We start from the raw sequence: 12,883 nt of genomic DNA, 5'->3' as shown, positions 1-12,883 counted from the left end.
CCGCTTGGCCTGCCGCTAGAGTTGCTTACCTACCATACCGAACGATCGTGCTATTAATATGCGGTTGCGAGGTGCCCCCCATTCCCGGAAAATGGCCGCACCCACGAATTCTAACGTTTATAACAGGAGCATCAATGGATCCCAAGCTGCTTGAGCAGTACGGCCCGAGGGAGTCGATGGAGTATGACGTCGTCGTGGTTGGCGGCGGTCCGGCCGGCCTGTCCACGGCAATCCGTTTGAAGCAGCGCGCGCAGGAGGCTGGGAAGGAGATTTCCGTATGTGTCCTGGAAAAAGGCTCGGAGATCGGGGCGCACATCCTGTCCGGCGCGGTCATGGATCCGCAAGCGCTGACCGAACTCATCCCCGACTGGAAAGCCCTTGGCGCACCGCTCGACACCCCGGTCGTTGAAGATCGCTTCCTGTTCCTGAACGAGACCGGCGCGACCCCCACGCCGTCGTGGCTGCTGCCCGCCTGCTTCCAGAATCACGGCAACTATGTCATCAGCCTGGGCAATGTCGTGCGCTGGCTCGGACAACAAGCCGAAGCGCTGGGCGTCGAAATCTTCCCGGGTTTCCCGGCCGCCGAGATCCTGTACGACGAGAACGGCGCGGTCATGGGCGTGGCGACCGGCAACATGGGCGTCGGCAAGGACGGCGAACCGACCGAGAACTTCCAACTGGGCATGGAACTGCACGCCAAGTACACGATCTTCTCGGAAGGCGCGCGGGGCAGCCTGGGTCGCCAATTGATGCGCAAGTTCAATCTCGACGAAGGCCGCGATCCGCAGGCCTACGGCCTGGGCATCAAGGAACTGTGGGAAATCGACCCGGCCAAGCATAAGGAAGGTCTCGTCATCCACACGGCCGGCTGGCCGCTCAACGCGCAAACCTACGGTGGCTCGTTCCTCTACCACCTGCCAAATCATCAGGTGGCGGTCGGTTTCATCGTCGGGCTCGACTACGGCAATCCTTACCTGTCGCCGTTCGAGGAGTTCCAGCGCTACAAGACGCATCCGTCGATCCGGCACTTCCTCGAAGGGGGCAAGCGCATTTCATACGGCGCACGCGCCATTACAGCGGGCGGTCTGCTGGCCCTGCCGAAGCTCGTTTTCAAGGGCGGTGCCCTGGTCGGGTGCGAAGCGGGCTTCCTCAATGTCAGCCGGATCAAGGGCAGCCACGCCGCTATCAAGAGCGGCATGATGGCAGCCGATGCCGCCTTCGACGCGCTGGTTGCCGAGCGCCAGCGTGACGAACTCAGCGCCTACCCGGCCGCGTTCGAGCAATCGTGGCTGCACGAAGAGCTGAACAAGGCGCGCAACTTCAAGCAGTGGTTCAAGAAGGGCCTGACCGTGGCCACGATCATGACCGGCATCGAGCAAAAGCTGCTCGGCGGCAAGATGCCATGGACGATTCACCGCAAGAAGGCCGATCATGAGTGCCTGCTGCCGGCCGCGCAATGCCAACCGATCGCCTACCCCAAGCCGGATGGGAAGCTCACGTTCGATCGTCTGTCGTCGGTCTTCATCTCGAACACCAACCACGAGGAGAACCAACCGGCGCACCTCACGCTCAAGGATCCCAGCGTGCCGGTTGGCATCAATCTGTCCGAATACGCGGGGCCTGAGCAGCGCTATTGCCCGGCAGGCGTGTACGAGTTCGTGAAGAACGAGGACGAGTCCGAGCGGTTGCAAATCAACGCGCAGAACTGCGTGCATTGCAAGACTTGCGACATCAAGGACCCGACGCAGAATATCGTGTGGGTTACGCCGGAAGGGGGAGGCGGGCCGAACTACCCGAATATGTAATGCGGTATCGCCGCCGGTTCGCCCGGCGGCCTTCACTGCGGCTGACGACGCCCGGCGTGCGCCTTTTGCGCCCCGTCAGTCCAGCGGCGTCATTCCGGCACGCGCGCCGCAATGACTGGCGTGTTGACTTGCACATCGCCACACTGCGCGCGGTGACGCAACGCGTGATCGATCAACACGAGCGCGAGCAGCGCTTCGGCAATCGGCGTCGCGCGAATTCCCACGCACGGGTCATGCCGCCCGAACGTTTCCACCGTCGACGCGTGACCGGCAACATCGATCGAGCGACGCGGTGTACGAATGCTCGACGTGGGCTTGATCGCGATCGACACGTCGATATCCTGACCGGTCGAAATGCCGCCCAGAATGCCACCGGCGTTGTTCCCGACGAAGCCCTCCGGCGTCAGTTCGTCGCCGTGCTCCGACCCCTTTTGCGTGACGCTGCGGAAACCCGCACCGATCTCCACGCCCTTGACGGCATTCAGGCCCATCATCGCGTGGGCGATATCGGCATCCAGGCGATCGAACAGCGGCTCTCCAAGGCCCACCGGAACGCCGGTCGCCACAACGCGCAGCTTCGCCCCGACCGAATCGCCCGCCTTGCGAAGGTCATCCATATACGCTTCCAGTTGCGGGACGACTTCCGCGTTGGCGGCGAAGAACGGATTCTTCGACACCTGCGACCAATCCGTCTGTGCAATCTCGATGTCGCCGAGTTGCGTCATGCATCCGTACACCTGCACGCCAAATTTCTCGGCAAGCCACTTCTTGGCGACGGCGCCGGCGGCAACGACGGGCGCCGTGAGACGTGCGGACGAGCGTCCGCCACCACGGTAATCGCGCACGCCGTACTTTTGTAGATACGTGTAATCGGCATGTCCGGGGCGGAACGTCTGGACGATGTTGCCGTAATCTTTGCTGCGTTGATCGGTATTGCGGATCAGCAGTGCGATGGGCGTCCCCGTCGTTACGCCCTCGAACACGCCGGAGAGGATCTCGACGGCGTCCGGTTCGTTGCGCTGCGTAACGTGGCGCGACGTGCCAGGACGGCGGCGATCCAGCTCCCCCTGGATGTCGGCTTCCGTGAGCGCCATTCCCGGCGGACAGCCATCGATCACGCAGCCAATGGCCGGGCCATGCGATTCGCCGAAAGTGGTGACGGTAAACAGAGTTCCAAGCGTATTGCCAGACATACGGGGATCGGGTTCGGGGAGGACGGGAAGGCCCTATTATGCCAGCGATCCCGCCACACCGCGCCGCCCTGTGCGACGGTCGATGACGCTAAACGACCGGCCGGCGGCATTTTGGGCGCTTTTTGGGCGTGGCGTCGGAGACTTCCGAGCCACGGCCGCGATTCACGTTGAGACGCCCTTCACACCGGCCAGGGGCCGCGCAGCTTGAGCACCTTGTCGCGCAGGGTTTCCGGCGTTGCCTGCGCAGGCGACACCGGCGCCCCGATGACAAGCTCGAGCCGGTTCAGAATGCCACGCTTGAACGGCCGTGACATTGCCGCGCCACCATGTCGCGAAAAGAAACTTCCCCACAGCCCGCGAAGCGCCATCGGCACTACCGGCACGGGCGTGCGCTCGACGATGTGCTGCACCCCCTGACGGAAGACCTGCAGCTCGCCGGATGCCGTGAGCTTACCCTCAGGAAAGAGGCAAACGACGTCGCCCGCCGCCAGCGCGTCTGCGATCAACTGGTAGGCACGGTCGAGCGCGGCTGCATCTTCGCGTGCCGGGGCAATGGGAATGGCGCCGACCGTACGGAAGAACCACGACAGCACCGGGATGCGGAAAATGTGGTGGTCCATCACAAAGCGAACCGGACGCCGGATCGACGCCCCAATCACCACGGCATCGGCAAAGCTGACGTGGTTGCAGACCAGCAGGCATGGCCCGTCGTCCGGAATCTGATCCGCCCCTTTGACGTCGATCCGATAGAGGGTGTGCAACAGCAGCCACATCGCGAAGCGAATCAGGAATTCCGGGAGTCGCAGGTATAGATAGACGGCCACCAGCGCGTTGAGAATGCCGGTAACGAGATACAACTGGTCGATGGTGAACCCGACTTTCGTGAGCGCCATCGCCATGAGGGCCGACACGACCATGAACAACGCGTTGAGGATGTTGTTCGCGGCGATGATGCGTGCGCGATGCGACGGTGCGCTACGGCTCTGGATCAACGCGTACAACGGCACGCTGTAGAAGCCGCCGAACATCGCCAGCAGGAACAGGTCCGCCAGCACGCGCCAATGGGCCGGTTGTGAAGCGAACTGCGCCACCGTCTGCAAGGCCGCGCCGTGAGCGCCGCCCCGACTCGCAAAATAAAGATCGACCGCGAACACCGTCATGCCGATCGAGCCGAACGGCACGAGTCCGATTTCCACCTTGCCGCCCGAAAGCCGCTCGCACAACAGCGACCCAATCCCGATGCCCAGGGAGAACATGGCCAGCAGCAGCGTGACGACACCCGGACCGGCGCCGAGCACGTCATGCGCGAAATTGAAAAACGACGCGAGAAAGGTAGCCCCAAGAAACCAAAGCCACGAGATACCGAGCAGACTCTGGAAGACCGCGCGGTCCTTACGCGCGATGCACAGATTTCTCCACGTCTCGGTCAACGGATTCCAATTGATGCGCAGATCCGGCTGCGCCGCGGGCGTTTGCGGCACCCACGTCGACACCAGCCGGCCCAACAAGGCCAGTCCCAGGCAAACGCCGCCGATCCACGGCAGCGAGCCCGCCCCGGCGCCAGCCAGTTCGCCGCCGACAATCGTGCCGATCAGGATGGCCACGAACGTGCCCATTTCGACCAGACCGTTTCCCCCCACCAGTTCGCGCGTGGCCAGGTGCTGAGGCAGATAAGCGTACTTGACCGGCCCAAAGAGCGTGGAGTGAAGCCCCATCAGGAAGGTGCACACGAACAGCAGCGGCGCGCTCGCCCAGAGAAAGCCGGCCGCGCCGAGCGCCATGATCGCGATCTCCAGCATTTTGACGAAACGGATCAGGCGCGCCTTGTCCCACTTATCGGCAATTTGCCCGCTGGTCGCGGAAAACAACAGGAACGGCGCGATGAAGATGGCCGAGATTAGGAATGCTGCCGTCTTGCCGTCGACGTTCTGAAAAAGCGATGCGTGATAGGTGACGAGCGACGTGAATGCGATTTTGAACACGTTGTCGTTCATCGCACCCAGAAACTGGGTCCAGAAGAACGGCGCAAAGCGCCGCTCTTTCAACAGTCGTGATTGGTGGCCCTCGCCGCGTGCCCCGCGCTGGCTGGCCTCACTCACTTGGTGTTTTCCGCTTCCTCGGCCGGCCAGTCGCGAATGTAGGCCTTGAGCATGCGATTTTCAAAGGATTGCTCCTCGACGACGGCACGCGCCACATCGTAGAAGGAAATCACGCCCATGAGCGTGCGATTGTCCATGACCGGCAAATATCGGGCGTGACGCTCAAGCATCATGCGCCGGACTTCGTCGACATCCGTCTCCGGCGTGCAGGTGAGCGGATGGTCGTCCATGACTTTGCGAATTGTGGAACTGCCGACCGTACCGCCGTTCTCGCTGATCGTATTGATGATTTCGCGGAACGTGAGCATCCCCACGAGATCGCCGAACTCCATCACGACGAGCGAACCAATGTCGTGCTCCGCCATCGTGTCGACGGCTTGGGCCAGCAACGTCTCCGGGGTCACGGTGAAAAGGGTGTTGCCCTTTACTTTCAGGATGTCAGACACACGCATGGCACACACTCCTCGTTGAGATGCTCGGGCAACCGCGGCAGGACGATGCCACCGGACGCATTTGCCAGACTTCGGCGTTCGAGACGGATCGCCGGCGCGCGCGCCGCTGTCCCCTCGTTATTGTGATTGGATCATGTTCGAAAGATGCTATCGGAAAGCGTCTGAAAAGGAAAGGAACAAGACGCGCCAATGTCCGTGCGACGAGGGTTTTCGGCCGATTCCGGGGATCGATCGGGCATCGCCGCACCTCAGACATCGGACAGCACCGGCATTTTGCCAATGGGGGCGGCAGCGCCTGTCGAGATGCATGGCGGTGGTGCTAGGATTGCCGCATACGTGATGTCCGCATCACACGCCAGCGCCAAATCGCCGCCCACTCAACGTCAAGCCAACCGAGAGGCCCTCTCCGACATGTCAGTCCCGCACTTCGACACGCTTGCCCTGCACGCCGGGGCCGCCCCCGACCCCGCCACCGGGGCGCGCGCCACGCCGATCTACCAGACCACGTCGTTTGTCTTCTCCGATGCCGATCAGGCAGCCGCGCTTTTCAACATGGAACGCGCCGGCCATGTCTATTCGCGCATCTCCAACCCGACCAATGCCGTCTTCGAAGAGCGCATGGCCGCACTGGAAAACGGCGTCGGCGCCATTTCCACGGCAAGCGGCCAGGCCGCGCTGCACCTGGCCATCGCTACCCTGATGGGCGCGGGTTCGCACATCGTGGCGTCCAGCGCGCTGTACGGCGGTTCGCACAATCTGCTGCATTACACGCTGCGCCGCTTCGGCATCGAGACCACCTTCGTGCGTCCTGGCGACCTGAACGGCTGGCGCGCCGCCGTGCGCCCCGAAACCCGGCTGTTCTTTGGCGAAACGCTCGGCAATCCGGGACTCGACGTCCTCGACATCGCCCAGGTCGCCGAGATCGCTCATGACGCGGGCGTGCCCCTGATGGTGGACAGCACGTTCACCACACCGTGGCTCATCCAGCCGTTCGATCATGGCGCCGATATCGTCTATCACTCGGCCACCAAGTTCCTCGGAGGACATGGCACGACCATCGGCGGCATTCTGATCGACGGGGGCACGTTCGACTACGAGCGAAGCGGCAAATTTCCCGAACTGACTGAGCCGTACGACGGCTTCCACGGCATGGTCTTCGCCGAGGAAAGCTCGGTCGCGCCATTCCTGTTGCGCGCGCGACGCGAGGGCTTGCGCGACTTTGGCGCATGCCTGCATCCGCAGGCGGCATGGCAACTGCTGCAAGGCCTCGAAACGCTGCCACTTCGCATGGCGCGGCACGTCGACAACGCACGTCGGGTGGTGGCGTTCCTGGCGGAGCACGAGGCGGTGGCAAGCGTCGCCTATCCGGAACTGGCGTCGCATCCCGACTACGCACTGGCCAAGCGACTGCTCCCGCGCGGCGCGGGTGCCGTCTTCAGCTTCAATCTGAAGGGCGACCGGGAGGCCGGGCGTCGTTTCATCGAATCGCTGCAGCTCTTCTCGCATCTGGCCAATGTCGGCGACGCACGCTCCCTGGTCATTCACCCTGCCTCCACCACGCATTTCCGCATGGACGCCGCGGCGCTCGCGGCAGCCGGTATCGGAGAGGGCACCGTACGCCTGTCGATCGGCCTGGAAGACCCGGACGACCTGATCCAGGATCTCAAACGCGGCCTGAAGGCGGCAGTCAAATCCACAGCCAAGGGACAAGCACGATGAAGTTCGACATCAACGGCAACAACGTCTATGCCTACACCGCCGGCAAATCGATGGATCCCGCGCTGCCGACAGTCGTCTTCCTGCATGGCGCACAGCACGATCACAGCGTGTGGGGGTTACAGAGCCGGTACCTCGCCCATCACGGCACGAACGTACTCGCGCTCGATCTGCCCGGACATCACCGCAGCACGGGCGCCCCGTTGACGACCATTGAAGCGATGGCTGATCGCGTGGTCGCCGTGCTCGATGCCGCCGGCATCGGAAACGCGACCTGGGTCGGGCACAGCATGGGGTCGCTGATTGCGCTGGACGCCGCCGCCCGCTATCCCGAGCGGGTGTCCCGTATCGCCCTGGTGGGCACCGCTTACCCAATGAAAGTCTCCGACGTGCTCCTCGAAGCTGCCGCCGAACGTGAGCCGGAGGCGATCGCCCTCGTCAACGCCTGGTCGCACAGCACGCTGGCCGCCAAGCCCTCGGCGCCCGGCCCGGGTTTCTGGACATGGGGCATCAATCAACGCTTGATGGAGCGCGTGTCGCAACGCAATCCCGCCAAGGTGTTTCTTACCGACTTCGAGGCGTGCAATCGCTACGATCGGGGGATGGCGGCGGCTTCGCAGGTTCGATGTCCGGTACTCGCCGTGTTGGGGCAACGCGATCAGATGACGCCGCCCCGCGCAGCGCAAGCCCTGCTCGATGCGTTGCGCGACGCCGGTGCCCCCGTTTCGGTCAAGGTCGTCAATGCCGGCCACGCGATCATGACGGAGCAGCCCGACGCGCTGCTCGATGCGCTTGTGCAATTCATGTGAGACTGAACGCATCAACTTCCCAATGCAGGAGGTTTGCCATGACCCCTGGGCACGATGAGTCGCCGGCGTTTCACCGGTTTGCGGACTTTTACCCCTTCTATCTCGGCGAGCACCGCAACGCCGTCTGCCGCCGTCTGCATTTCGTCGGCTCGTGGGGCGTGATCGCCTTTCTGGCGGCGCTTGCCCTGACAGGCAACCCATGGTGGCTGCTCGCAGCAATCGTCTGTGGTTATGCGTTCGCGTGGGTCGGCCATTTCTTTTTCGAGAAGAACCGGCCCGCCACCTTCCGCCATCCGATCTACAGCCTGATGGGCGACTGGGTCATGTTTCGGGATATCTGTCTCGGCCGCATCAAGCTCTAGCGCCTGCTTTGGGCTCGTGACCCTTGTGATCCACGTCAAGACACGACGCGTCGCCACCGCCGTCGTCCGGCGCGACATCGCGCGGTAGCGCGTCGGCCAGGGGCACGTCCCATTTCCCTTCGCGCAGAATGTCGGCAACATGCGCGCCATCGAGCGCGTGACGCTCCATTTGCCGCGCCAGCTCGTCAACGTTGAGGGCCAGTTGCGCGACCAGTGGCGCCAGGGTCGTCGTACGCGGGTTAGCGAGCAGCAGCCAACGCTCCACCGGTGGCTGCATTGTCAGCCGTCCGACCCAACCCATGCGCTCAAGCCGAGCGAGCAGGTCACCGGCATGATCGAGGCTCGTGCGCATCGTACTCGCCAGTTGCGCCATCGTGCGACCGCTACCGCCGGCTTCCCGGTCCAGATTGAGCAAGTGGATCAGCGTCAGGCCGTCGAGCAGATCACTCCCCGGAAAGCGGGGGTATTGGAAATGCCCGAGACGCAGCGCGGGCAAGACCGACGTGATCGTCGCGCCGATCAGCGCCACCAGCCACGACAGGTAGATCCAGAGCAAGAAGATCGGCACCGCCGCGAATGCGCCATATACGGCCGTATAGGTCGGAAACTGCCGGATGTACATGCCGAAGCCTCGCTTGGTCAGGTCGAACGCCAGCGCCGCCACGACACCGCCAACCAGCGCGTCGCGCCAGTCCACCTTGCAATTCGGCATGTAGAGATACATCAGCATGAACACCACGCTGGTCAGCGCCGGCGGAATCAGGCTGAGCAACGAGGTGACCACGGGCGGCAGCGTGCTTACCAGCGACATCGATTGCGTGAAGACGTACGAACTGATTGACAGACTCACACCGATCAACAGCGGCCCAAGCGTGAGCAGACTCCAGTAAATCAGCAGACGCTGTGCGATCGGTCGCGGACGTCGCACACGCCAGATCACGTTGAACGCCGACTCGATCGTCATTAACGTGAGCACGGCCGTCACCAGCAAGCCGATCAAACCGAACGCCGTCAGGCCTTTCGCCTTCGATGCGAATTGGTTCAGGTAATTGAAAATCTGGGCATTGACGCTCTCGGGCATCAGGTGCTCGATCAGGAAGCCCTGCAAGGCGTCGCGAAACGTATTGAAAATCGGAAAGGCGGTGAACAACGCGAATGTCACCGCGAACAGCGGCACGATCGACAGGATCGAGGTAAACGTCAGGCTCGCCGCCACCTGCGGAATCCGGTCGTCCTGCGCCCGCGCAAGCGCGTATCTCAGCAGTTGGCGAACGTTGTTCCAGTTGATGCGGGACAGTCTGAGCAAATCGGGCTCCTAAGGGGAAGGGCTGGCGCGGCTGGCAACCGTTCATCCCACGCGAGCCGTTACGGGGCCTCGCGGTTAAGCGGTTAAGCCGTTACGCCAATAGGAACGCCCTATAATACCCGCACTTTTCCGTTCCTTTTTTGTTCCTTTTTCGTTCCTTTTTCGTTCCTTTTTCGTTCCTTTTTCACCCGGCTTTCACCCAAGGCCCAAGGCTCGGGCAGGTTTTCCGCCTTACGTCTCACGCCGGTGTTCCCGTCATACGGGTCGACCTGCAACCACACGACGCGCAGCCAGACCGCTTGATCTCGCTACCTCGTGTCGACGCCCCGACATCGATCTGCCCGCCACCACCGACCCGCCGATTCGACTTCATGACTGAAATCCTCGTCCTGTACTACAGCCGCCACGGCACCACGGCACAACTCGCCCAATGCATCGCAGCCGGTATCGACAGCGTGCCCGGCGCGCAGGCGCGCGTGCGCACCGTCCCCGCCGTTTCCACGGTATGTGAAGCGAGCGCACCGGACATTCCCGACAGCGGCCCACCTTACGTCGAATTGCGCGATCTGGAAGAATGCGCGGGACTCGCGCTCGGGTCGCCGACCCGCTTCGGCAACATGGCGTCCGCGCTGAAATACTTTCTCGACGGCACCACGCCGCAGTGGCTCTCGGGCGCCCTTGCCGGGAAACCGGGCTGCGTGTTCACGTCGAGCGCCAGCCTGCACGGCGGCCAGGAAAGCACGCTGCTGTCGATGATGATCCCGTTGCTGCACCACGGCATGTTGCTGATGGGGCTGCCCTATTCCGAACCCGCGCTCTCCAGCACACGCACCGGCGGCTCGCCCTACGGCGCCACCCATTTCGCGCATGACGGTAATCCGCTCTCGGCCGACGAGCGTCAGTTGGCGTCGGCGCTCGGCGCGCGACTCGCCCGCGCCGCGCACAAGCTGGCAGAATGAGGGTTTGCGCCGCGCAACACGCCGTCCGCGGCGCGCGGCGATTGGCTCTCCCGCAGTAACGCCGGCCCTCACGACAAGCCCATGACCGCTACACCGCCCGACATGCCCCAAAACACCGATACCCGGCGTGCGCACGCGCAGCCCCCACGCACGCCACCGCCGATGCCCGCCGCCTCCGGCGGGGCTCGTGGGCTGCGCCTGATCAGTGTGATGAGCCTGCTGGCGTTGATTGCACTGTCGCTCGCCTGGGAGTTATGGCTCGCGCCGCTGCGCCCCGGTGGATCGTGGCTGGTTCTCAAGGCGTTGCTGTTGCTGCTGCCGCTGCGCGGCGTGCTGCGCGGCAACCTGTATACGCTGCAGTGGTCCAGCATGTTCATCCTGCTGTTTCTTGCCGAAGGCGTCGTGCGCGGCATGACGGACACGGGGGCATCGGCCTCGCTCGCGTGGATCGAGACGGCACTGTCCGTCGTCTTCTTCTTCTCGACGATCTTTTATCTGCGGCCCTACAAGCGCGCCGCGAAAGCCCGCGCCGCAGCCGCGCGTTAGCGCCTGCCCTCGAGACTCAGCGTTACCCCCCCTTGGATCGCGCGAATCGTGAGACGCTCCCCCTGACATGAACGACTCCTCCTTCCTCACCGCATGCCGTGACCTGCTGGGCCGTGACCACGTTCTGCTCGAGGCCGCCGACACGGGCGCCTACCTCACGGATCAACGCAAACGCTATACCGGACGCGCCCTCGCCGTGCTTCGCCCCGCCGACGCCGCACAGGTCGCCGCCCTCGTGCGCCTGTGTGTCCGACACGGCGTGCCGATGGTGCCGCAAGGCGGCAACACGGGCCTCGCCGGCGGCGCGACACCCGACACGAGCGGGCGTCAGGTGCTCATCAGCTTGCGCCGTCTGGATCGCATCCGACAGGTGGATGTCGAGAACATGACCCTGACCGCCGAGGCCGGCTGTCTGCTGGCGAACGTGCAGGCAGCGGCCGCCAGCGCGGGGCGCCTCTTCCCGCTGAGCCTGGCCGCCGAGGGCAGTTGCACGATCGGCGGCAATCTCGCGACGAATGCCGGCGGCACCGCCGTCTTGCGTTATGGCAACACACGCGAACTGTGCCTCGGCCTCGAGGTGGTCACCCCTCAGGGTGAGTTGTGGGAGGGGTTGCGTGGGCTACGCAAGGACAACACCGGCTACGACCTGCGCGATTTATTTATCGGCGCGGAAGGCACGCTCGGACTGATTACCGCAGCAACGCTCAAGCTCTTTGCACAACCCGTCGCGCGCATGACGGCGCTCGCCGCGCTCGACAGCCCGACACAGGCCCTGGCCCTGCTGAATCTGGCGCAACGCATGGCAGGTCCACTGCTCACGGGCTTCGAGTTGATGTCCCACTTCTGCCTCCAACTCGTGGCGCAAGTTTTCCCGCAGCAGCGTTATCCGTTCACGCAACCTCATGCCCAGACCGTGCTGCTTGAACTCTCGGACAACGAGAGTGAAGCGCACGCGCGCGATCTGCTGGAGCGCTTGCTGAACGCGGCCGTCGATCAGGGTATCGTGCACGACGCCATTGTCGCGAACAGCCTGGCGCAATCGAGTGCGCTCTGGCACTTGCGCGAAAGCATTCCGTTGGCCCAGTCGGCTACCGGGCTCAATATCAAGCACGACATCGCCGTGCCGGTGTCCCGGGTGCCCGCGTTTCTCAAAGCCACCGATCCGATCGTGCAGCGTGTGGCGCCTGGCGCCCGCATGGTCACCTTCGGCCATCTGGGCGACGGGAATCTGCACTACAACGTGATGGCACCCGAAGGCGTCGATCCCGCCCAATTCCTTCATCGGCATCAGACGGCGGTCACCGCCGCCGTGCATGACAGCGTGCATGCCCATCACGGCAGCATCAGTGCAGAGCATGGCCTTGGGCAACTCAAACGAGAGGCTTCGGCGCATTACAAGTCGCCGGTGGAACTCGCGCTGATGCGCACACTGAAGACGGCCTTCGACCCACTTGGGCTGATGAATCCGGGCAAAGTGCTGCCCGACTGAGCGCCGCCGCCGCGCCCCCCTTCGGCCCGCCCCGGCCAGCACGGGCGCCCACGCGTCGATGCCAGCCGGGGCGATCCATGTTTGCGTCTGCGTTACCTCCTCGCCCGGGCGCTCGCACCTTCTTGCCCACCACCAAAACCTATACGT

General features: G+C 63.6%; 11 protein-coding genes. 7 read left to right on the top strand and 4 right to left on the bottom strand.

The genetic code is table 11. The annotated features are described in order from the left end of the window. Positions 1-134: 134 nt before the first annotated feature. Positions 135-1,805: an electron transfer flavoprotein-ubiquinone oxidoreductase gene (locus tag PCE31107_RS08525; RefSeq protein WP_017233310.1), complete on the top strand. Its 1,671-nt coding sequence runs from the start codon at positions 135-137 to the stop codon at positions 1,803-1,805. Between the two features lie 89 nt (positions 1,806-1,894). On the opposite strand, the gene aroC is transcribed toward PCE31107_RS08525, so the two are convergent. The 3 genes from aroC to PCE31107_RS08510 form a co-directional block, all read right to left on the bottom strand. Further along, positions 1,895-2,998, bottom strand: coding sequence for a chorismate synthase (aroC, locus tag PCE31107_RS08520; protein WP_130026273.1), 1,104 nt, complete (start codon positions 2,996-2,998; stop codon positions 1,895-1,897). Between the two features lie 179 nt (positions 2,999-3,177). Further along, positions 3,178-5,097 carry an MFS transporter gene (locus tag PCE31107_RS08515; RefSeq protein ID WP_150607761.1) on the bottom strand — a complete coding sequence of 640 codons (1,920 nt, stop codon included), beginning with the start codon at positions 5,095-5,097 and terminating at the stop codon, positions 3,178-3,180. After that, the gene (locus tag PCE31107_RS08510; RefSeq protein ID WP_130026274.1) at positions 5,094-5,549 is read right to left on the bottom strand and encodes a CBS domain-containing protein; all 456 of its coding nucleotides are present in this window, start codon (positions 5,547-5,549) and stop codon (positions 5,094-5,096) included. Before PCE31107_RS08510 ends, PCE31107_RS08515 begins: the two co-directional genes overlap by 4 nt. 411 nt (positions 5,550-5,960) lie before the next feature. Here PCE31107_RS08510 and PCE31107_RS08505 point away from each other — a divergent pair, with 411 nt between their 5' ends. The 3 genes from PCE31107_RS08505 to PCE31107_RS08495 are packed head-to-tail and all read left to right on the top strand — an operon-like array spanning position 5,961 to position 8,436. Next, on the top strand, positions 5,961-7,268 hold the full coding sequence (locus tag PCE31107_RS08505) for an O-acetylhomoserine aminocarboxypropyltransferase (RefSeq protein WP_150607760.1): 1,308 nt from the start codon (positions 5,961-5,963) through the stop codon (positions 7,266-7,268). Then, on the top strand, positions 7,265-8,074 hold the full coding sequence (locus tag PCE31107_RS08500; protein ID WP_150607758.1) for an alpha/beta fold hydrolase: 810 nt from the start codon (positions 7,265-7,267) through the stop codon (positions 8,072-8,074). The genes PCE31107_RS08505 and PCE31107_RS08500 overlap by 4 nt, the downstream gene beginning before the upstream one ends. A 38-nt stretch (positions 8,075-8,112) precedes the next feature. After that, entirely contained in the window at positions 8,113-8,436 is a 324-nt protein-coding gene (locus PCE31107_RS08495; protein ID WP_130026276.1) for an Mpo1-like protein, read from the top strand. Here PCE31107_RS08495 and PCE31107_RS08490 read toward each other — a convergent pair. Next, positions 8,426-9,742 (bottom strand): YihY family inner membrane protein, encoded by a 1,317-nt coding sequence (locus PCE31107_RS08490; protein ID WP_130026277.1) that lies wholly within the window; start codon positions 9,740-9,742, stop codon positions 8,426-8,428. The genes PCE31107_RS08495 and PCE31107_RS08490 overlap by 11 nt on opposite strands. Before the next feature lie 371 nt (positions 9,743-10,113). Between PCE31107_RS08490 and wrbA the strand changes: the two genes are divergently transcribed. The 3 genes from wrbA to PCE31107_RS08475 all read left to right on the top strand — a co-directional run bounded on the left by wrbA (position 10,114) and on the right by PCE31107_RS08475 (position 12,736). Next, complete coding sequence (wrbA, locus tag PCE31107_RS08485) at positions 10,114-10,701, top strand: NAD(P)H:quinone oxidoreductase (RefSeq protein ID WP_130026278.1); 588 nt, start codon at positions 10,114-10,116, stop codon at positions 10,699-10,701. A 162-nt stretch (positions 10,702-10,863) separates the two neighbouring features. Next, positions 10,864-11,247 (top strand): DUF2069 domain-containing protein, encoded by a 384-nt coding sequence (locus PCE31107_RS08480; RefSeq protein ID WP_150608427.1) that lies wholly within the window; start codon positions 10,864-10,866, stop codon positions 11,245-11,247. Between the two features lie 67 nt (positions 11,248-11,314). Beyond that, complete coding sequence (locus PCE31107_RS08475) at positions 11,315-12,736, top strand: FAD-binding oxidoreductase (RefSeq protein ID WP_150607756.1); 1,422 nt, start codon at positions 11,315-11,317, stop codon at positions 12,734-12,736. Positions 12,737-12,883: the final 147 nt, after the last annotated feature.

The organism is Pandoraea cepalis, from assembly GCF_902459625.1.
Lineage (GTDB): Bacteria > Pseudomonadota > Gammaproteobacteria > Burkholderiales > Burkholderiaceae > Pandoraea > Pandoraea cepalis.
The sequence above is the reverse complement of the archived record's forward strand: the minus strand, read 5'-3'. Positions and strand labels throughout refer to the sequence as shown.

Coding starts and splice junctions, on each gene's coding strand:
- PCE31107_RS08480 (WP_150608427.1), top strand. CDS start 10,864: ATGCCCGCCGCCTCCGGCGGGGCTCGTGGGCTGCGCCTGATCAGTGTG.
- aroC (WP_130026273.1), bottom strand. CDS start 2,998: ATGTCTGGCAATACGCTTGGAACTCTGTTTACCGTCACCACTTTCGGC.
- wrbA (WP_130026278.1), top strand. CDS start 10,114: ATGACTGAAATCCTCGTCCTGTACTACAGCCGCCACGGCACCACGGCA.
- PCE31107_RS08525 (WP_017233310.1), top strand. CDS start 135: ATGGATCCCAAGCTGCTTGAGCAGTACGGCCCGAGGGAGTCGATGGAG.
- PCE31107_RS08505 (WP_150607760.1), top strand. CDS start 5,961: ATGTCAGTCCCGCACTTCGACACGCTTGCCCTGCACGCCGGGGCCGCC.
- PCE31107_RS08475 (WP_150607756.1), top strand. CDS start 11,315: ATGAACGACTCCTCCTTCCTCACCGCATGCCGTGACCTGCTGGGCCGT.
- PCE31107_RS08495 (WP_130026276.1), top strand. CDS start 8,113: ATGACCCCTGGGCACGATGAGTCGCCGGCGTTTCACCGGTTTGCGGAC.
- PCE31107_RS08500 (WP_150607758.1), top strand. CDS start 7,265: ATGAAGTTCGACATCAACGGCAACAACGTCTATGCCTACACCGCCGGC.
- PCE31107_RS08510 (WP_130026274.1), bottom strand. CDS start 5,549: ATGCGTGTGTCTGACATCCTGAAAGTAAAGGGCAACACCCTTTTCACC.